Origin of the sequence: Actinomyces sp. HMSC08A09, from assembly GCF_001807465.1 — a bacterium.
Lineage (GTDB): Bacteria > Actinomycetota > Actinomycetes > Actinomycetales > Actinomycetaceae > Actinomyces > Actinomyces oris.
The window spans coordinates 7,344-26,661 of the sequence record NZ_KV789091.1 but is presented as its reverse complement, the minus strand read 5'-3'; the positions used below and the strand labels follow the sequence as shown (position 1 = coordinate 26,661).

Here is a 19,318-nt window from a genome sequence, read left to right as displayed (position 1 = left end):
GCACGGGGGAGATGTTGAACGAGGAGATCGCAGAGTGGCTCGTGCAGCAGCACGCCTCCGTGCGTTGCAACGTCAGCCGCATTCTGACCAAACTCCACCTGCACGACCGCTTCCAGATCGTCGTTGCTTGGTACAAGAGTGGCGATTGAGGCACAAAACACAATCTGCGTTTGCACCGACTTTTGCGACAGGATCCCATACCCGGTCGGGGAGTAATCAATGCCGTTTGGGAAAGGAATGCGGTATCGCTGTGCGCGTGCTGGGTCCGTCGCGATTCAGGAGACGTGGGTAGTGTTAAATCACTCAACAAGAATATCTGTCGATCCAGGGGTTAACATAGTCGATCATTCAGGTCTCCCTCCTGGTTGGGTAATGTTGTCAACAGTAAAGGAATTAGAGTAAGACGCAAAGTAAACCACCAGAAGTAGACGGCTTGCAGCGACCAGTTTACAGAGTCGTCAATCAATCCGTGCGCCACGCGGTTTCGTAGGTTAACCCCTTGGGAATCGCACAGAAGTAATCTCATCTCGAAAACGATACTGTCGCCAAATTTCTCAACCAATGCAGGTTCGGCTATCAGAGCATTCAAGCTTTTTTCATCTTCGGTCCCGTCATCCTGAATAATCCTGGTTTGTACGCCGAGGCTGCGCAAGACGTCTCGAACAAAGTGTTCAAATTGCGGCGCCAAAACAGAGACGGCTACGCCATAGTTCCCTTTCATTCCTTCATTTAATCCCAAGGCCCAGAGGTGTTCGCGTCCACTAGGAACGAAACGAGAATCGTAACATAGTCGGATGAAATGTGTCAAAGAAAATCGATGCTCGGTATTGATTATATCCTGAGCAGGGAGTATTGCGCCTTTTGCGAAAACCTCGATTTGGGCTTTGTATATTCTGCATACCTCCGACCAAACTTCGGGGGAACCTTCGAAGTCTGGTGGGGCGGCAGCATTTAGTGAATCAAATATTTTTTGTCCAGTGGAAGGGTCATAGGTGGTATGGTGAGCCCAAGAAATAATGTTCGAATTTACTCGAGATTGTGCATCGGATACTACTTTATGTGGTTCGACATACCAGCCAAGACTGACGAATTTAAGTATGGCTTCCAGAGGATCGGAGATGCCTGAAACGTATCTTTGTACCTTCGATATGCAATCCTGGAGATTGATCTCTCTTTCAGCAATATGCGCCATCGATTCGATTAGGATCTCTCTAGAATCGTTGACCTTATGGACTAATTCAATTATTCGTGTGTCGATACCGTTGGTAATTCTGTATTTTTTCGGAAGTTTGCGTAGAGTGGCGAGAGAATTCTCCAGACAATTAACAGTGACCACGATCGCAGATTCGCTTGATTCGGGCTTTAATGTTGCTAAACTTTCGTGAATGTCTGCACATTTTACGAGCATGTCACATTGCTTGTTGCCATCGAAGCTTACGTACCATCGACTAGCCTCGGATAGGCAATCCAGTGCGGTTAAATGATTGTTGTTCTTGAGGGCTTCTGTCGCCTGATCTTCTAAAGCTAGAGCGACAACTTCTTTTTTATCTTTCCGACATAGATTATTTAATCTAAGGAAAATCGCCACAGAAAGGAGGTGGGTGCCCGAAAGAGAGGAGTCGACGGCGTCAATGAGACTAAGTAAATTATCGCTTACTTGGTGGATGTGATGGTGTCCCGAATCTCCGGAGCGACGTGCTATCTCAATTACTCGTTGCCAAGCATACTGAGTTTTGAGGAGCCATGATTCCTCGTCGGTCGGCATCGAAAGGTAGGTTTCAATTGCTGTTTCTCGGAAAGTTGTGTTGGAGCGTTCGCAGTATGTCCAGGCGATATCATTTATGCGAGCCTTGAGTTCTGCGTTTGGTATAAGAGGTGCAATTTTGAAAATGATTTCTTTTTGCTCTGGAGTGAGGTCGGTAGGTGTCCACGACCTTCTCTCGCTTAAAATGATTGATGGTGGGAATGGGTTTTCCCAGTCATCTGGCTTGAAGTCAACGTTGCATACTTCGATGATTACTTCAATTACCTTTTTCTCTAACGGTGTGCAGTCACCAGATTTAAGTCGTCTCTCAAACTGTTCGCTAAGCTCTTCCAGGCTGTTTGAAGAGGAATTGTTGATTGGGGTTTCCCACCATTCTGAATTTAGTTCCATCATGATTCCTTGAATGCTTCGACTGCTGTCAGCGCTCTCACAGAGGTTTGCCGCTGAGCCCCCGGAACCTCTCGACGTAGGCGGCTAGGGCGGCTTGGACACGGCGCTTCTTCTCATCGTGGCTGTCGTCAGCCGCGCGGCGGAATCTGGGGGTGGGCGGCAGGATCCTTGTGATCGCGGTCCCCTCAGTGGGCACGTACCCGTTCCGCATGGCTGCCTCCACCAGCGCCTTCGCTGGCCCTTCGCGCAGCTTTTCGTCGCGGATGATCGCTGCCAGCTCTTCGCTGCGCCGCTGCTCGATGAATGCCCGCCACTGCTCGTCCACGTCCCCGAAGGCGGATACCGCGTGCACGAACTCCTCAATGAGGTCCCTCTTGTTGTGCAGGCTGGGACTGGACATCACAGCCCGGCGGATCTCCACTGGGATCTCCTTGTCCTCCCCGTCGCCCGCCTCCTCGCGGTGCTTCTCCACCAGCATGAGGACATAGTCGACTCCCACCTCCACCTGCTTGACCAGCTCGATCTCGAAGACGAGGTCGTCGTTGACGACCTCCTTCTCCACGTCGGCCCCCCGCCGCATCTCGGCGTAGAGATCCACGTACACGCTGCGGTAGTCCTGGAACTCAGCTTCGCCGATGACGTCGTCGTCTCCGAAGTCGTCAAAACTCGCCAAGATGTTGCGCAGCCGCAGAATCTTCCCGAACTGCCGGATGAACTCCTTCTGCTCGGCCTCCGAGGCGATCATCTGCCCCGGCTCGAACCTGGCCCGCAGTTCGCCAATCTTCTCCAGGTAGTCCTCCAGGTACTCCTTGTACGGCTTGAGGAGCACCAGCCCGCCGGCGGCCTTGTTGCCGAACAGGGCGATGGCCTCATCGGTGTCCTCCTGCAGGTCCCGGAAGCAGACCACGTTGCCGTAGGTCTTGACCGAGTTGAGGATCCGGTTCGTGCGCGAGAACGCCTGGATGAGCCCGTGCGTGCGCAGTGACTTGTCCACCCACAGGGTGTTGAGGGTCTTGGAGTCGAACCCGGTGAGGAACATGTTGACCACGATGACCAGGTCGATGGTCCGCTCCGCCAGCCGCCGGGAGATGTCCTCGTAGTAGCCCTCGAAGCCCTGGGCGCTCGTGTCGTAGGCGGTGCCGAACTGAGCGTTGTAGTCGCGGATCGCCTCATCGAGGAAGGCTCGGTCGTCGGCGGTCAGCTGCGAGGGGTCCACGGCCTCATCGGCCAGCGTCTCACCGGGCGCATCGGCGTTGGGCGCGTAGGAGTAGACGATGCCGACGCTCAAGCGCCGGTCCGAGGCCAGCCCCTCCTGCTGCCGCTTGAACTCCATGTAGTAGGCACGCGCTGCCCGGATCGACGCCGTCGCGAACAGCGAGTTGAAGCCCAGTACCCGCTTCTGCCCCAGCGTGTAGGAGGAGTTGCGCCGCGTCTTCTGGTCGAAGTGCTCACGGATGTAGCCCACCACCTGGACCAGCCGCTCGGGCGCCAGCAGCGCCCGCTCGGTGTCGATGCCACTGATCTCGGCGTCGCGCACGACGTCGGGCATCTTGATCGTGTCGATGTAGTCGATGCGGAACGGCAGCACGTTCTTGTCCCGGATCGCGTCCACGATCGTGTACGTGTGCAGCTGGTCGCCGAAGGCCTGCGCGGTGGTGCGCAGCTGGACGTTCCCGCTGGAGCCGGAGTTCGCCGCGAAGATCGGCGTTCCCGTGAACCCGAAGAGGTGGTAGTTGCGGAAGGCCTTGGTGATGGCCGTGTGCATGTCCCCGAACTGGCTGCGGTGACACTCGTCGAAGATGAGGACCACGTGCCCGGTGTAGATGGCGTGCTTACGATTACGCCCCACGAAGTTGGAGAGCTTCTGGATCGTGGTGACGATGATGCTCGTATCCGGGTCGTTGATCTGCCTGCTCAGCTGGTTGGTGGACTGGTTCGCGGAGACCGTCCCCTCGGCGAAGCGGTTGTACTCCTTGATGGTCTGGTGGTCCAGGTCCTTGCGGTCGACGACGAAGATGACCTTGTCGATCCCCTCCATCCCGGCCGCCAGCTTGGCGGTCTTGAAGGAGGTGAGGGTCTTGCCCGAGCCGGTGGTGTGCCAGATGTAGCCGCCGCCCGCCACGGTGCCGGTCTGCTTGTTGGCCGACGCCGTGAGGATCCGCTGGAGGATCGCCTCAGTTGCGGCGATCTGGTAGGGCCGCATGACCAACAGCTTCTGCGCGGTGGTGAAGACGCAGTAGCGGGTCAGCAGGGCCAGCAGCGTGTGCTTGGCGAAGAAGGTCCGGGTGAAGTCGACCAGGTCCGTGATCGGCTTGTTGGCGGCGTCGGACCACCAGGAGGTGAACTCGAAGGAGTCGGAGTTGGCGGCCTTGGACTCGCGCTTGCCCCGCGTGGACTCGGTGACGTGGTCGAAGCGGGTGGTGTTCGAGTAGTACTTGGTCTGGGTGCCGTTGGAAATGACGAAGATCTGGACGTAGCCGAACAGGCCGGCGCCCGCCCAGAAGGAGTCGCGCTGGTAGCGGTTGATCTGGTTGAAGGCCTCGCGGATGGGCACGCCGCGGCGCTTGAGCTCGATATGCACCAGTGGCAGACCGTTGACGAGGACGGTGACGTCGTAGCGGGTGTGGTGGGCGCCTGTCTCGACGACGTACTGGTTGGTGACCTGCAGACGGTTGTTGTGGATGTGCTGCTTGTCGATGAGCCGGACGTTCTTGGACTGGCCGTTGTCCCGGATGAGGGTCTGGACGTGGTCCTCCTGGATGCGGCGGGTCTTCTCCGCGATCTCGTCCCCGCCGCCTGAGCGGGTGCGGATCGACTGGGCGAAGAAGCGCTCCCACTCCTCATCGGTGAAGGTGTAGTCGTTGAGGGCTTCGAGCTGGGTGCGCAGGTTGGCGACGAGTTCATCCTCGCTGGCGAAGGAGACGTACTCGTAGGCCTGAGCCTGCAGCTGGCGGATGAAAGCCGCCTCCAGCTCGGCCTCCGACTGGTAGCCGGCGCGGTCGGTCTCCTCGGGTTCATAGAGGCCGACGACGGTGCTCTCGCTGGTGAGAACAACCGGTTCGACTCCGACGGCGGAGGCTTCGCGAATGGTCATGGGAGGACACTTTCGTCAGGGTTGGAGAGAATCTTCTGGGGTGGTGGAACCAGCGGTCAGGTCCCGTTCTCCCAGTCCTTGTAGGTGCCGCCCTCCCAGGTCCAGGCGATACGGCCGTTGCAGGAGTAGCCGACGGCGACAGAACCGGCGGCGGATGGTGAGGGGAAGGGGACGTCCCGTGTGAGAGTGCCGATCGTTCCCTCGACAGCGATACTTCCGTCATCGACGAGTTTGGCATGCCGATCCCGGTAGTTTCTGTAGGAGTTGCGGGTACTTGGCTTACTGCCCTCATTGCTCCATTCTCCAACGACGCGGGAGCCTTCCAGCATGATGAACTCGTACCCGACAACGCGAGCCCGAGCTTTAACTCCGCGCTTAGGAGCAGCGAGTGTGAAAATCGGGGAGTCGATATCTGGTGGAGGTGTTTGCCGTTCGGGAGGCCTGTGAGTGGTACGAAGAATGTTGACTCCGAGGACCGGGAGGACGCCACGAATCTGCTCGAGGAACGCCTTGGCATCTGACTGCTGGGCCTCTGAAAGTTTCCGGGGTTGTGGGGTTTGAACGTTATCTCGCAGGGTGCAGCGTTTGGTGGTTGCGGCGATTTCGAGGAGACGGGACTCGAGGTATCCCCAGTGACCTTCGTTGAAGGAGTCGTCAAGGCTGCTGACGAGGATGGCTCGGTTCCACCAGTCCTTTTGACGGTCGTGCTGACGGAATCGAGCGGAGAAGTCCTCAGTTTTCCCGATATAGCAGGAAACGCTCTCGATCGCACCAGGGTCGTCACCAAGGAGAAGGTAGACGCCGTTGCGGTGAGCCTCGTCCCGGAATAGGAGGCGACTAAGGGCTGTGCGGGGGCCACTGAGGATGTGGCCGGTCCAGCCCGAAATGTTAGCGGTCGTGATGCCGCCGGGTTCCCCATCAACGAGGAAGAGCTCGATGTGTTTTCCGCTCATGAGGTCACTTCTTCTCAGGGAAGCTGAGGAGACGGTCACGGTAGTACTCGTACTGCTTACGGCGAGCCTCGATCTCAGCGGGGAGGCCTAAAGTGAGGTCATTGAGGAGGGTGTCAAATTTGTCGAGACAGTTTACTATCCGATGCTGTTCCGAAAGAGGTGGAACGGGAATGACGGTGTTTAGAAGTCGATCATTGTAGAGTCGCTTAATTGTTCCGTCGTCGGTCTTCCAGTTAGCAACCTTGTAAAAATAGAACAGATAGCTATTCAGGACGAGTGCTTCATCGTTCTCGATCCAAACGATGTTGGAGTCCTGGAAGTAGGCGTCTTTTCCGTCGTAGGGAACAGCTCTCCCTATTGTTCCGGCGGCGGAAATAAGAATGCTTCCAGGTTGCGGAAAATGGTACTGCTTCTTGTATTCGTTGTAAAGTTTGCGCGAAATATAGACGTCTGCGGTGCCACCAAATGTCCTAATCTTGTAAAAGGGGACGTCTCCTTGCTGAGAAGTTTGGTTTTTCATAATGCGCTTGCACATTCGAACTGGACCTACGTCTCTGAGTGTCCTCATGCATGTATTTGTATTCGAGGCGAAGAAGTGGTTGAGGTAGTGGCTATACTGTTGTTTGCGGACTCCCATTTCGGCCTCTAGTTCCGCCTTCAGTTGGATGAACTGATCTAATGTTCGAGTAATTTCATGTTGTATTTCAATTGGGGGTGCGGGAATGATGATTTTCGATAAGGAGGATGCGGTGATGCGCCGAACTTTAGATCCTGTTATATGAGTCTGTTTTTGTCGCGAGAATGTGGTAGATGAGAAAAAATAGGATAGATACTTTGGCTCCATTGAGTGCCTAAAGATGTAGGAGTCGCCGCCCACTGCAACCGGTGTGGTGCCGAGCCAAGCTGTTGCCTTTCCGACAGCGTCGTCGTCTTCGCTTGTTGTGGCGATAACGAGGTCTCCAGGTTGTGCTTTTCGAAGTCGGATAGCCTGTTCTGGGGCTATGTGCGAGATGGTTTCGGCTGTGCTGATCCCGTAATGAGTGTGGATCTGCCCGTAATGAATACAAGGATAACCTTGTTTGGTGAAATCACTTTTCTTGATTCCGTTGCCTCGTATAAACTCGCCAACTTCGCCAAGCGGCTTGTATTCCACGCCGTCGGGGCAGAGGTCGCGGATGAGGTCGTCGATGCGGCTCACCGGGCACCACCTTCAAGGTCGGTGACGATCTCATCAATACTCGCCCGCAGCACTGCCTGCCGCTCCACGATCTCCCTGATCCGGGCATTGAGCTCCACGATGTCGACCTCCTCGCGAGTGTCCTCCGCCTCCACGTAGGAGGACACCGCCAGGTTGAACCCGTTCTCCCTGATCGCCTCCGCGCCTACCAGCGCGGCCACGTGATCGACGTCGGTCCGCTTGGCGAGCGCCTCCAGGATCGTCTCCTGGTTCTCTTCCGAGAGCTTATTCTTGTTGCCCTCCCGCACGAACTGCTGTGAGGCATCCACGAACAGGACACTGTTGTCCTGCTTCGACTTCTTGAGCACGATGATGCACGTGCCGATCGTCGTCCCGAAGAATAGATCCGGCGGAAGCTGGATGACGGCGTCGACATAGTTGTTCTCCACCAGGTACTGGCGGATCTTAGCCTCCGCGGCGCCGCGGTAGAGCACCCCCGGGAACTCGACGATCGCCGCCGTCCCATCCACCGCCAACCAGGACAGCATGTGCATGGTAAAGGCCAGGTCCGCCTTCGACTTTGGGGCCAGCACGCCCGCCGGGGAGAAGCGCGGGTCGTTGATGAGAGCCGGATCGTCCTTGCCGATCCACTTCGTTGAGTACGGCGGGTTGGAGACGATTGCCTCGAAGGGCTCGTCATCCCAGTGCGCCGGGTCTGTGAGCGTGTCCCCATGGGCGATGCTGAAGTCGGCGAAGTTGATGTCGTGCAGGAACATGTTGATTCGGCACAGGTTGTAGGTGGTTAGGTTGATCTCCTGGCCGAAGAACCCGCCGCGCACGTTCTCCTTACCGAGTACCTTCGCGAACTTCAGCAGTAGCGAGCCCGAGCCGCAGGCCGGGTCGTAGACGCGGTTGACGCTGTCCTTGCCCATGACCGTGATGCGGGCCAGCACCTCGCTGACCTCTTGCGGGGTGAAGAACTCGCCGCCCGACTTGCCCGCGTTCGAGGCGTACATCGTCATGAGGTACTCGTAGGCGTCGCCGAAGGTGTCGATCGAGGACTCCCCGTAGGGCAGGTCCAGGTCCCCGATCGCCTGAATGAGTCGCGTGAGCTTGTCGTTGCGCTGGGCCACTGTGCGGCCCAGCTTCGTGGAGTTGACGTCCACGTCGTCAAACAGGCCCCGCAGATCCGACTCCGAACCCGTGCCGGTCGCCGAGGCCTCGATGCTCTTGAAGATGCGTGACAGCGTCTCGTTGAGGTTCTCGTCGCGCGGTGCCCGTTCGCGCACGTTGTCGAACAGGTCGCCCGGGGCGATGAAGAAGCCCTTCTCCTCGATGATGCCCTCGCGGGCGCCCTCGGCGTCGGCATGAGACAGGAAGCGGTAGTCGAAGTCCGGGTCCCCGGCCTCGCGCTCGCCGGCGTTGATGTACTCGGTGAGGTTCTCGGAGATGAACCGGTAGAAAAGAAAACCCAGGACGTAGGCCTTGAAGTCCCATCCGTCTACGCTCCCGCGCAGGTCGTTGGCAACCCGCCAGATCGCACGGTGAAGCGCAGCGCGCTCAGTCTCTCTACTCACAGTCGGCCTCTTCGTCGTCAGGATGGGGGATCGGGCAGAAGTATCCCACCAAACGAGGACGTCCAATGACCACGCTCTGGGTTTGGGGTACCGGATGGGTGACGGCCACACTCGTCTCCAGACAACGAGCACCGGGCTTGGACCGGTGCGGCTACTCCGGCAGGCCCCGCACCTGAGGTGCGGGGCCGCTTGTTTCTGCCGATGGCCGACTAGTGGTGATGGTTGGGAAGGGCGGCGTGCCGGTCGCCGGAGGTACGGCGAAGCGGGCGGTCTGTGTGAGTGCCCCACTCATGGTCGGGGCCTACGGCATGGGTAGGCGCACTCCGAACGTTCGGTGACATGTTGTCGCGGGTGGGGACATCCTGCGCTGCCGGGGACATCTTTGTGCGGGCGGGGACATTCGACGCCGTCGGGGACGGGAATCCTGTCCCCGAACGCGTGGGCTGTCCCCGGCTGGAGTGGACCGCACCCGGCCACGCGGAATGTCCCCGCCGGCATCGGAGGCACAGTCGTCCGTGGTCACCGCGGAAGCTTGCAATCGGCACCAGTCCCGCCGGTCCTCGGTGGGGCGGCGCTCGGGAGCCTGGCTGGAAGACGTGGGATGAGCGCAGCGTCCATCCACGTAGAATCCTCACGAGTGACAAACCAGATCTATTTCTGGTACATCTAAGGAGTGTCCAAGGCTCTGGGATCCTCCGCGGAAATCGCTCCACTTCCTACAGTAGAAGGAGGATTTCAGACCGTTCTGGCCGACCCTCCGTGGCGGTTCACCAATCGAACCGGCAAGGTCGCTCCCGAGCACCGCCGTCTGGGCAGGTACGGGACGATGTCCCTCGAGGAGATCAAGGAGCTCCCGGTCGGTGACGTGACCGCAGCGAATGCCCACCTGTACCTGTGGGTTCCCAACGCCCTACTTCCGGAGGGCCTGGAGGTCATGCAGGCGTGGGGATTCCGCTACGTCTCGAATATCATCTGGGCCAAGCGGCGCAAGGACGGCGGGCCGGACGGCCGCGGCGTCGGCTTCTACTTCCGCAATGTCACCGAGCCGATCCTATTCGGTGTCAAAGGATCCATGAGAACGCTGGCACCGGGACGCTCAACGGTCAACATGATCGAGACGCGCAAGCGCGAGCACAGCCGCAAGCCCGACGAACAGTACGACCTCATCGAGTCCTGCTCGCCGGGTCCGTACCTGGAGATGTTCGCCCGCTACGCGCGACCGGGCTGGTCCGTGTGGGGCAATGAATCGGATGAAGAGATCACGCCGCAGGGGAAGGCTCAGCGGGGATACGCCGGCGGCGATATCGATCCTCTGCCGGACTTGGAGCTCAACGAGCAGATGAGCGACTGGCTCTCGGATCGTGTCGCCCGGATCCTGGCTGATGAGTACGCGAAGGGAGCGTCAGTTCAGCAGATCTCGACTCAATCGGGCTACTCCATTACTTGGGTACGGAGTCTCCTGGCCGGGGCCGGCGTGGAGCTGCGAGAGTGAGGGCGTTCGACGCCGTCGGGGACAGGAGTCCGGGCGCCCTGTGAGTGAGGCGTCCCAGGCTGGAGTAGACCGCGCCCGACCATGCGGAACGTCACTGGAAGTGCCGCATCAGTGCCGCTGCGGCCACCGCCCTAGGAGGCTGGCTTGAAACCGATGACCTTGCCGTCAAACTTGTTGTAGCCGATGACGAGGTCGGGCTTGGCCATGATGAGCGTATCGTCATTCTCCAAGTCGATTCCGCTGAACTTAATTTCCTTCCCGGTCTTAACGTTCATGAGCGCACTGATCCGGTTGACGTCCCCTTTGCCCAGTATCATCAGCTTGACGATGCTGCCATCTTGAGAACTCTTCGCTACAGACGGGCATCCGGAGGATATGGTGTTTGTGTCCGCCTCCGGAACACTGAAGGAACTGCCTTGCTTCGGCTTGATCCGAGTGACGCAGCCGTCGCTGTTTGATCTTGCAGTCAGGCTGGCGTCACTGAAGTCCTGGTCCTTGAAGTAGGTGCGATGCTCCTCGGCTGTGAGGAGCTTTTTATCTTCCTCGACAACAGTCTCCTTTGAAGGCAGGGTCTGTCGATAGCTGCCCTGTTTCTTCCCCTTGAAATCATAAACTGTCACTTTGTACTCCTGGTCGGCTGACGAACTCGAATCGGAATCAGATTTGTCCTCTGCCTCCAGAGTTCCCCAACCGTCCTGGAAGTACCAGGTTATGAAGTCTGAGTCGGCCTTCGAGCCCCCGCCGAGGAACCGGGTCTCTCCGCTATCGATGTCGATGATGGCGTTCAACAGTGCCAGATAACGCTGATTGTCTCTGACCAGAAAGGTCGTACTGTATGTGGTCAGTGAGTCAAAGGGTCTTCCCGCCCCGGCGATCGTGCGCGACCACTTCTGTTTCTTGTCCGCACCCCAGGCGGTACACTTGTCGCTCTCCTTGCAGAAAATGGCGGTATCGCCGACGATTAATGCGGAGTTGCTGCTACCCCAGGGTGCCTTTGAGGTCTTTCCGGTTTTCAGGTCAATGAGGGTGGACTTGTGAACCAGCGTACTGTCCCCCCATTTCAGGAGAACGGAGGACGTGCCATACGATGAACTGAAGTCTCCATCATCAACAGTGGTTTTCCACACTTCCTTCATGTTGTCGCCCAGCGGGCTGTAAGCGGTCAAGGTGTCGGACCCCTTGTCGACGATCACCAGGTAATCACCGAATACGTAAGGATCCTCATGAGGGTCGACGTCGAAGCTCCAGGCCTTGTCCGCACCGTTCGCCCAGGCGCCCGACGGAGTCACGTACGTTGAACCCAAGTAGGCCTCGCTGCGCCCCAGGAAGTACCAGGCGGCCGCCCCTCCAGCGCCCAGAACGAGAATGATCGGCAGAACGACGGCGACCACTTTGAGCAGGCGGCGCTTTTTCGGGGCCTGCACCGGCGGCACATACATTGGTGTCCCGTAGGCCAGTGCGACCGGCTGTCCCGGACCGTATGCCTGCCCTGAGTCATAAGCCTGGCCGTGGCCCAGTACGTATTCCGACGGCACCCGGCTCGGCACCCCGGGCGGCATCGCGGTCTGCTGGTCCAAGGGCTGAGCCGCTGCCTGCATCGAGGACGCCGAATACCCCTGGCCGGCTGGCGGCGGCGCGACGGGCTGCGACGCCGCAGAGGTCTGGGCCGCCTGAGCAACCTGGGAGGGCGGGCTCTGCGGACCCTGAGGCTCCACGGCCCCATACCCTTGAGCGGAGGACCCATGAAGCGACCCTCCCTGCGGTGCTGCTCCGGGCGCCCCCGGCAGGTGACCGCCATATCCCTGAGGAACCTGCACGTACCCGGAGCTGGTGGACGCCGCCTGCTGGGGCGGCACCCCCGTCGTCCCAGCAACTGTCCCCACCGCCATCGTCGGAGCCATCGGGCCGATGTCGCCCGGGACAGGAGACGGCGTCGGTGGCGCCGGCTGCGCGCCACGACCAGCCTGGCGCGCCAGCATCTCCCGTACGACAGCGTCGTCGGACCGCTCCAGTATCTCGCGGACCCGAGGTGGGATCGATGGATTGGTCGCCAGGATCGAGTGCAGGTCGGGACGGGTTTCGGCGATCCGCTCGAGGTCCCGCGGCGAGGCGAACCTGCTGAGGGCCGTTGTCGCGTCGTAGTCGCCAGCAGAACGTGAGTGCCCCGTCGTCATGTCTCCCGAGCCTAACGAAATCTATGGCTCGAGGTCACAGAATGGGCACGTCAGCCTCCGACCGCGCCGTTGAAATAGTGCGGTCGGACGGGGCAGCGGGTCAGTCGACGATGCCGTAGAGGCGGTCCCCGGCGTCGCCCAGACCGGGCACGATGTAGGCATGCTCGTTGAGGCGCTCGTCGACCCCGGCGGTCACCACCGTCACGTTCGCGCGCTCGCCGACCGCGTCCTCCAGCGTCTTGACCCCCTCGGGCGCGGCGATGAGGCACAGCGCGGTGACGTCGCGCGCCCCGCGCTCCAGCAGGTAGTCGATGGCGGCCACGAGGGTGTGACCGGTGGCGAGCATGGGGTCGACGACGAAGCACTGGCGGCCCGAGAGGTCATCGGGCAGGCGGTTGGCGTAGGTCTCCACCTCCAGGGTGTCCTCGTCGCGCTTCATCCCCAGGAAGCCCACCTCCGCCGTGGGCAGCAGGCGGGTCATGCCCTCCAGCATCCCCAGGCCCGCGCGCAGGATCGGCACCACGATCGGCCGCGGGTCGGCCAGGCGGCGGCACTGGGCCAGCGCCACGGGAGTGCGGATCTCCACCTCCTCGGTGCGCACCTCGCGGGTGGCCTCGTAGGCGAGCAGGGTGACGAGCTCGTCCACCAGCTGGCGGAAGACCGCCGACGGTGTCCTCTCGTCACGCAGGACGGAGAGCTTGTGATCGATGAGGGGGTGGTCGGCAACGTGGAGGCGCATGGGGACAGCCTAATGCCGCAGCCGGGTTCGCACCGTCGTAACGCGTGCTGGTCTCGTGCGCGCCCACGGTGGGGTCACGTTGCTCCGACGGGCTGGATGCGTCGCTGGCGTCGGAGTTGCCGCCGGCGTCCCCGCTGAGATCTCGCGGTGCTGGACGTGTTGTGTCCAAATCGGATACAAAGGACGCTTCGCGTTCTTCAGGCTTGCATGAGAACCGCGGAATCATGCGGTTTCGTTTCGCCCGTTTCACTCCAGCAAAGTTCTTTGTATCCGATTTGGACATCGGGCCCGCCGTAGGGGCCGTTTCGGCCACCGCGCGCGGCCGCTTCCCGATGCGCAACCCCGGCCGAACCTGGGCCAGACACCCAACGTCTCTCTCACGGGTGGTGGGTCCGCCAGCAGGCCCCATCCTGTGTTGTGCGGTCGGGGACATTCCGCGCGGCCGGGTGCAGCCCCGCACCGGGCGGGGGCATCCGACGCCGCCGGGGACAGGAATCCGGTCCCCCGACGCGCGAGATGCTCCCGCCCGGAAGGAAACGTCCCCGGCCGCGCCGGATGTCCCCGTCGGCGGCCAGGCGCAGGCTCGGGGTGTACGGCCGGGCTCAGGCCCGAGGTGTGTCCAGGCGCAGGCCCGGGGTGTACGGCTGAGCTCAGGTCTGAGAGCGCCCCGGTTCAGGCTCGGGCGTGCAGCCAGGCCAGGACAGCTCGCACACGCCGGTTCTCCTCGCCGGGCTGCAGGTCCAGCCCCCGGAAGATGTTCGCCACATGCTTGGCCACAGCGCCGTCGGAGACCACTAGTCGTTCGGCGATCTGCGCGTTAGACAGCCCCTGAGCCATGAGTTCGAGCACCTCCTGCTCGCGTCGCGTCAGCCGGTCGAGGCCCGCTCCACCCGGCGCCGCACTCGCGATCCCACCCGAGGGAGTCGACGATGAGGCTGCTGCAGCCGGCACCGGCCCCCGTGCACCAGACGCTGTCGGTGCCGCGCTCGATCCTGCGCCCACCATCGCCCCCACATCCTCACCAGTCCGGCAACCGGTCACCACCTGTGTGGTCTCCTGCGTGGAACCGGTGGCCCGGGCCGCCTTGATGAGGTGGGAGACCACCTCCGGGTCGATGACCACCCCGCCGCCCACGACGATGTCGAGCGAGTGCAGGAAGTCGGCCACCCGCCCCACGCGCTCCTTGAGCAGGTAGCCCACAGCGCCCCCGCTGCTAGCACTGGGAGCTCCCGGCCCGGCCGGGGAGGTCGGCGACTCGGTCTCCTCGAGCAGATCCTGCACGTAGGGGCCGGCCACATAGGCGCTCAGCACCACCACCGGCAGCCCCGGGTAGGTCCGGCGCAGGTCGATCGCCGCACGCAGCCCGTCATCCTTGCCGGTCGGCGGCATACGCACATCGGTGACGACGACGTCGGGCAGCTCCCCGGCGGCGGCCAGACGACCGACCTCGGTACGCAGGGCGTCGGCGTCGGCCACCTGTGCCACGACCTCGTGCCCGGCCGTGGTCAGCAGTCCGGCCAATCCCTCGCGCAGGAGGGCGGCGTCATCGGCGAGCAGGATCCTCATGGACACATCCTGCCTCACCCGGCCGGATGGTCGCCCTGCGGCTCGTCCGTCCGCCCGTCCTGCGAGTTCTCCGTGCCCCACGGAGGCGTCAGCGGTGCTGTGATCGTCACCTGCGTCCCGGCGTCTTCGGGAGAACTCACCTCCAGCCGCCCGCCGATGGATTCCACCCGCTGCGCCATACCGCGCAGGCCGGTGGCGTTCTCTCGCTCCGGGTCGGCCCCGCCACGCCCGTCATCGGTGATGACGGCGCTCAGTCCGGCGCTCGTGCAGCGCAGCGCGACCGTGGCGCGCGAGGCCCGGGCGTGCTTGGAGGCGTTCGTCAGTGCCTCGGCCACCGCGAAGTAGACGACTGTCCCCACCGGCTGCGAGATCAGGGTCAGGTCGGCCTTCTCCGCCTCGACGACGACGCTGGTCGGCAGCGGGGCCCGTCCCGCTAGGTCCTTCAGGGCCGGTGCCAGTCCGCGCTCGGACAGGACCGCCGGTCGGATGCCGCGCACCGTTTCACGCAGATCCTTCAGGGCGGACTCCGCGCGGTCCTGCGCGGTATCGATCCCCTCCAGCAGCGCGGTCCGGGACGTGGGGGCGGCGTCGTCCTCGGGCAGGGACTCGGCGGCCAGGCGCAGACTGCCCAGGTTCATGGCGAGGGCGACGAGCTCCTGCTGGGTGCCGTCGTGCAGGTCTCGCTCGATGCGAGTGCGTTCGGCCTCGAAGGCGTCCATGAGGGTGGCTCGGCTGGCCGTGAGGTGGCCGACCTCGGCGGTCAGCTGCTCGAGACGCTGCGTCTCGCGTTCACCTGACAGCGCCTTGACCAGCAGCAGCCGTAGTCTCCCCAGTCCCCAGAGCGCGCCGAGGAGGAGGCTGAGGGCGATCAGACCGACCGGTAGCAGCAGCGGGGCGGACTGCAATCCGGATACCGCTATCTCGGAGCCGCCGAGGTCCACCCTGATGGGGGCCTCAGAGGATGACATGAAGGGCGCCAGCACGCTGACGGTGAGCAGGGCTCCAAGGAGCGCGGTCAGGAAGAATGACGCCGTGCTCAACGCCATGCCTCCCACGCACAGGGGCAGGTCCTGGCGCCAGAACTCCACGTGAGCGATGCGTGCCAGCAGCCACGGGCTCCTGCGCTGGTTCTCCTTGTGGCCTGACGGAGCGTCGGTTCCCAGCCTGCGTGCAACGGCGCGCTCCAGCGACGCCCCCAGGGGGACTGTCAGGTGGAACAGCAGGATGGAGGGCACGAGGAGAACAGCCATTGGCATCCACAGTGCGGCGTGCAGGAACTCCCAGCCGATGATGCTGATCCACCGGAGGCTCTGGCTCGGACGGCGCTCCGGCGAGGAAGGGGCGGAGCGCGGGCCTGCCGCGGATGGGGCGGTTGCGGACGTGCCGGCAGCCGATGGAACGGGGATGGTCCTGTCCTCCGGGCCCCCTATGGGTGCGGTCGCAGGAAGATCGGGGAGGGGGCCGAGTGATGATGTCGAGGTCATGCCGACGACGCTAACGGGCCCGGCCCTGGGGGTGCACTCGTGCTGTCTCCCCAATACCTGCCGCATGCGAGCCCCCCGGGGTGGTGCTGGCACCCCCGAGGTGGTGCGCGCTCGACCGGGGGTGAGGTGGAGTCGGCCCGACTTGAAGACGGGAGCGGGTACCAGTGCGCCGGCGACCGGTGATGAGTGAACTGGTGAGCATGAGCCTTGACCTGTTTCGTTCGCCCCTGTCCTATCCCTGCGCCGTCGACGTCGCAGGCCTTCTCTCGCCGGTACCGGCCTGTTTCCAAGGGCTCGCTCGCACCGAGGTACTTGGGGTGGTGACGATCTGGATGCACGACCCGCTGGCCAGGATGAGCGACGCCGAGGTGCGGACCTGGCTGCCCTCGGTCCTGCTCGCGCTGCTGATTATCGGGGGGCCCTGGCTGAGGCGTCCGGCCGCGCGATGGGGGCTGGGCGCCCTGGCGGGAAGCCGAGCGGTATCCGTCCTCATCTGGATCGTCCTTGTGGTCGCAGGGGTTTGGGGGCTGTCATGATCCGTCGTCAGTGCCATCCCGCCGCAGTCAGTACCGACCATCAGGAGCCGCAGGTACCGCCGGCCATCGAGGTAGCCGGACTCACCCGAGTCTTCCGCGTCCAGGGCCGCCGCAACGCCGATGTCATCGCGCTCAACGGTGTTGACCTCTCCCTGCCCGTCGGCAGCTTCACCGCTCTGGTCGGCGCCTCCGGCTGTGGCAAGTCCACCCTCCTGCAGTGCATCGCCGGGCTCGATGCCCCCACCGACGGCACCGTTCAGCTCCTCGGTACCCGGACGAATTCGCTACGTCCCCGGCCCGCTGCCCGCTTCCGGGCTCGGCACGTCGGCTTCGTCTTCCAGGACGACAACCTCGTCACCTCCCTGTCCGCGCGCGACAACGTGGCCCTGCCCGGCCGCCTGCGTCGCAGACCCCTGAGTCGCAGCGCCGTCGACGATGCCCTCGAGCGCGTGGGTTTGAGCGAGCAGGCCCGCCACCTGCCTCATCAGATGAGTGGTGGTGAGCGTCAGCGTGTGGCCATCGCCCGCGTTCTGGCCTCCCGCCCCGACATCGTCTTCGCGGATGAGCCCACGGCCGCCCTCGACGTCGCCGCCGCCGCGACCGTTCTCGACTGGCTCGCCGAGCTCGCCGGAGGCCCCAGTGCTGTGCCTGGTGTCGTGCCCGCAGCTCCTGCCCCGAAGCCGGCCACGGTCCTCATGGTGACGCACGATGCCGCAGCCGCCGCCCGGGCTCAGCACGTCCTTGTCATGGACGCCGGCCTCCTCATCGCCTCTCTCCCCGGGGGTGACCCTGCTGCCGTCTCCGACGCTGTCCTGTCCGCCCGCGGTGCCGGAGGTTCCCGATGATCCGCCTGCTCCTGTCCGACCTTCGCCGCCACGCCGGCTCCTGGGCGTGGACCGCCGTCGTCGCCGTCGTGGCCGCCTCTGCCATCGCCGGTCAGTTCCGGGTCGCCCATGGAGCCTTCGCCGCTGCGGAGGCTGCTGGAGACCCCATGATGATTGATGGGGCCGAATCCGTGTCAGGCATTATCATCATTGGAGTCGTCTTTGCTGCCGTGACTGTTCTGTCTTCTACCAGCAGCCTTGCGGTCTCCCAGCGTGAGCGCGACCACGGGCTGTGGAAGGCCCTGGGTATGAGCCCCTCCATGGTTCGCCTGGTTATCCAGGGTCAGCTCTTCGCCCTTGGGACGCTCGCCTCTCTCGTCGCGGTGCCGTTGAGCCTGCCCATCAGCCGGTTCATGATGCACCGGCTCGTCTCTGACGGGGCCGCGCTGCCCGGCGCGGTGCCTCAGTGGAAACCTGCCGACCTCATCTGGACCGCGATCATCAGCGCCGGCACCCTCGTCATAGGTGGTCGGGCTGCCGCCAAACGGGCCTCTCGCACCCCGGAGGCCCTGCTTCTGCGCGGGTCGGGCGGTCAGAGAGCGCGGTGGAGCGCGGGACGAGTCCTCAAGGGGCTTCTGCGGTTGCTCTGGGCTGTTGCCGCCGCGGCTGGGTGGGTCGCCGAGTTCCTCGTCATCCGCAGTGGGGAGAATCAGGACGTCTTCACGAGCCTTTTCGGCGGCGTCCTGTGCGGGTTGATGTTCGTCTGCATCCTGTGCGGCTGGATCAGCCCGGTCCTGGAGCGCTTGCTCGCTGTTCTCATCCCGGATCCCGGTGTCGCCTGGCACGTCGCCGGACGCACCTGCGCCCTGGAGTCGCGCCGCTCGGCGGCTACCGTCCTGCCCTTCGTGGTGACGATCGGGCTGGTTGCCATCGCCTTCGGCCCGGCATCGGCCTCCTCCGAGATCACCGTCACGGGCTTCACCTCCGTGTTCGGGTTGCCCTTCCTTGTGTCCTGGACCGGGGGCGTGGCCGTCATCGCTATGAGCGCGGGCCGACGTCGCCGTGACGCCGCGCTTCTGTGTGCCGCCGGGGCCATGGAGCGCGATGTCCTGGCCATTGAGGTTCTCGAGGGAGTTCTCCATGCCGCCGCCGCGACTGTCCTTGGTCTGCTTGTCACCCTGTCCACGGCCGTTCTGGTGGCGGAGGCAGTGCACAGGCCGCTGGCCAGCATCTTGCAGGGGTTCCCCTGGGGGACGCTGGGCCTCGTGTGTGCGGCGACCCTGGCGACCACCTGTCTGGCCGTTGTCGTCTCCGCTCGCGCCGGGGCACTCGCGGGCGAGCAGAGCCTGGGGCAGGTGCTGCGCGCCCGCGACTGACCTTCACCACCGGCGTCCCCGCTGAGATCTGGCGGTGCTGACCGTGTTGTGTCCAAATCGGATACAAAGGACGCTTCGCGTTCTTCAGGGCTGCAACAGAACCGCGGAATCATGCGGTTTTGTTTCGCCCGTTTCACTCCGGCAAAGTTCTTTGTATCCGATTTGGACATC

At 62.6% G+C, this 19,318-nt stretch carries 14 protein-coding genes; 5 read left to right on the top strand and 9 right to left on the bottom strand.

The features are described 5' to 3' along the window. Positions 1-11 precede the first annotated feature (11 nt). Positions 12-149, top strand: coding sequence for a helix-turn-helix domain-containing protein (locus HMPREF3165_RS13165; RefSeq protein ID WP_256274809.1), 138 nt, complete (start codon positions 12-14; stop codon positions 147-149). Between the two features lie 182 nt (positions 150-331). Here HMPREF3165_RS13165 and HMPREF3165_RS12640 read toward each other — a convergent pair whose 3' ends face one another. From HMPREF3165_RS12640 to HMPREF3165_RS02695, 5 genes are read right to left on the bottom strand one after another with little or no spacing between them, the layout of a single operon-like run. After that, complete coding sequence (locus tag HMPREF3165_RS12640) at positions 332-2,158, bottom strand: DUF4209 domain-containing protein (protein WP_083303166.1); 1,827 nt, start codon at positions 2,156-2,158, stop codon at positions 332-334. A 34-nt stretch (positions 2,159-2,192) separates the two neighbouring features. Then, complete coding sequence (locus tag HMPREF3165_RS02705; protein ID WP_070510692.1) at positions 2,193-5,249, bottom strand: type I restriction endonuclease subunit R; 3,057 nt, start codon at positions 5,247-5,249, stop codon at positions 2,193-2,195. Between the two features lie 56 nt (positions 5,250-5,305). Then, positions 5,306-6,202, bottom strand: a complete 897-nt coding sequence (locus HMPREF3165_RS02700; RefSeq protein ID WP_070510690.1) for a GIY-YIG nuclease family protein — start codon at positions 6,200-6,202, stop codon at positions 5,306-5,308. Between the two features lie 4 nt (positions 6,203-6,206). Then, positions 6,207-7,400 carry a restriction endonuclease subunit S gene (locus HMPREF3165_RS12635; RefSeq protein ID WP_141744997.1) on the bottom strand — a complete coding sequence of 398 codons (1,194 nt, stop codon included), beginning with the start codon at positions 7,398-7,400 and terminating at the stop codon, positions 6,207-6,209. After that, a complete protein-coding gene (locus HMPREF3165_RS02695; protein ID WP_070510688.1) occupies positions 7,397-8,956 on the bottom strand; it encodes a type I restriction-modification system subunit M in 1,560 nt (519 codons plus the stop codon). Before HMPREF3165_RS02695 ends, HMPREF3165_RS12635 begins: the two co-directional genes overlap by 4 nt. Positions 8,957-9,629: 673 nt before the next feature. Between HMPREF3165_RS02695 and HMPREF3165_RS02690 the strand changes: the two genes are divergently transcribed. Continuing rightward, on the top strand, positions 9,630-10,448 hold the full coding sequence (locus HMPREF3165_RS02690; protein WP_070510687.1) for an MT-A70 family methyltransferase: 819 nt from the start codon (positions 9,630-9,632) through the stop codon (positions 10,446-10,448). 131 nt (positions 10,449-10,579) lie between these two features. On the opposite strand, the gene HMPREF3165_RS02685 is transcribed toward HMPREF3165_RS02690, so the two are convergent. The 4 genes from HMPREF3165_RS02685 to HMPREF3165_RS02670 all read right to left on the bottom strand — a co-directional run bounded on the left by HMPREF3165_RS02685 (position 10,580) and on the right by HMPREF3165_RS02670 (position 16,177). Continuing rightward, complete coding sequence (locus tag HMPREF3165_RS02685) at positions 10,580-12,622, bottom strand: variant leucine-rich repeat-containing protein (RefSeq protein ID WP_070510685.1); 2,043 nt, start codon at positions 12,620-12,622, stop codon at positions 10,580-10,582. Between the two features lie 100 nt (positions 12,623-12,722). Continuing rightward, on the bottom strand, positions 12,723-13,361 hold the full coding sequence (upp, locus tag HMPREF3165_RS02680; RefSeq protein WP_003788190.1) for a uracil phosphoribosyltransferase: 639 nt from the start codon (positions 13,359-13,361) through the stop codon (positions 12,723-12,725). A 672-nt stretch (positions 13,362-14,033) separates the two neighbouring features. Beyond that, complete coding sequence (locus HMPREF3165_RS02675) at positions 14,034-14,927, bottom strand: response regulator transcription factor (RefSeq protein ID WP_070510683.1); 894 nt, start codon at positions 14,925-14,927, stop codon at positions 14,034-14,036. Positions 14,928-14,941: 14 nt separating this feature from the next. Continuing rightward, the gene (locus tag HMPREF3165_RS02670) at positions 14,942-16,177 is read right to left on the bottom strand and encodes a sensor histidine kinase (protein WP_256274805.1); all 1,236 of its coding nucleotides are present in this window, start codon (positions 16,175-16,177) and stop codon (positions 14,942-14,944) included. A gap of 434 nt (positions 16,178-16,611) precedes the next feature. Between HMPREF3165_RS02670 and HMPREF3165_RS13610 the strand changes: the two genes are divergently transcribed. From HMPREF3165_RS13610 to HMPREF3165_RS02655, 3 genes are read left to right on the top strand one after another with little or no spacing between them, the layout of a single operon-like run. Next, positions 16,612-16,947 (top strand): hypothetical protein, encoded by a 336-nt coding sequence (locus tag HMPREF3165_RS13610; RefSeq protein ID WP_256274804.1) that lies wholly within the window; start codon positions 16,612-16,614, stop codon positions 16,945-16,947. Continuing rightward, positions 16,944-17,792, top strand: coding sequence for an ABC transporter ATP-binding protein (locus HMPREF3165_RS02660; protein WP_141744996.1), 849 nt, complete (start codon positions 16,944-16,946; stop codon positions 17,790-17,792). The genes HMPREF3165_RS13610 and HMPREF3165_RS02660 overlap by 4 nt, the downstream gene beginning before the upstream one ends. Next, the gene (locus HMPREF3165_RS02655) at positions 17,789-19,147 is read left to right on the top strand and encodes an FtsX-like permease family protein (protein ID WP_070510674.1); all 1,359 of its coding nucleotides are present in this window, start codon (positions 17,789-17,791) and stop codon (positions 19,145-19,147) included. Before HMPREF3165_RS02660 ends, HMPREF3165_RS02655 begins: the two co-directional genes overlap by 4 nt. The last annotated feature ends 171 nt before the right edge of the window (positions 19,148-19,318 follow it).

Bases quoted from the DNA above. Each gene is read 5' to 3' on its own strand.
- upp (WP_003788190.1), bottom strand. From the start codon at position 13,361: ATGCGCCTCCACGTTGCCGACCACCCCCTCATCGATCACAAGCTCTCC.
- HMPREF3165_RS13165 (WP_256274809.1), top strand. From the start codon at position 12: ATGTTGAACGAGGAGATCGCAGAGTGGCTCGTGCAGCAGCACGCCTCC.
- HMPREF3165_RS13610 (WP_256274804.1), top strand. From the start codon at position 16,612: ATGAGCCTTGACCTGTTTCGTTCGCCCCTGTCCTATCCCTGCGCCGTC.
- HMPREF3165_RS02675 (WP_070510683.1), bottom strand. From the start codon at position 14,927: ATGAGGATCCTGCTCGCCGATGACGCCGCCCTCCTGCGCGAGGGATTG.
- HMPREF3165_RS02705 (WP_070510692.1), bottom strand. From the start codon at position 5,249: ATGACCATTCGCGAAGCCTCCGCCGTCGGAGTCGAACCGGTTGTTCTC.
- HMPREF3165_RS02660 (WP_141744996.1), top strand. From the start codon at position 16,944: ATGATCCGTCGTCAGTGCCATCCCGCCGCAGTCAGTACCGACCATCAG.
- HMPREF3165_RS02700 (WP_070510690.1), bottom strand. From the start codon at position 6,202: ATGAGCGGAAAACACATCGAGCTCTTCCTCGTTGATGGGGAACCCGGC.
- HMPREF3165_RS12640 (WP_083303166.1), bottom strand. From the start codon at position 2,158: ATGATGGAACTAAATTCAGAATGGTGGGAAACCCCAATCAACAATTCC.
- HMPREF3165_RS02670 (WP_256274805.1), bottom strand. From the start codon at position 16,177: ATGGCTGTTCTCCTCGTGCCCTCCATCCTGCTGTTCCACCTGACAGTC.
- HMPREF3165_RS02685 (WP_070510685.1), bottom strand. From the start codon at position 12,622: ATGACGACGGGGCACTCACGTTCTGCTGGCGACTACGACGCGACAACG.
- HMPREF3165_RS02655 (WP_070510674.1), top strand. From the start codon at position 17,789: ATGATCCGCCTGCTCCTGTCCGACCTTCGCCGCCACGCCGGCTCCTGG.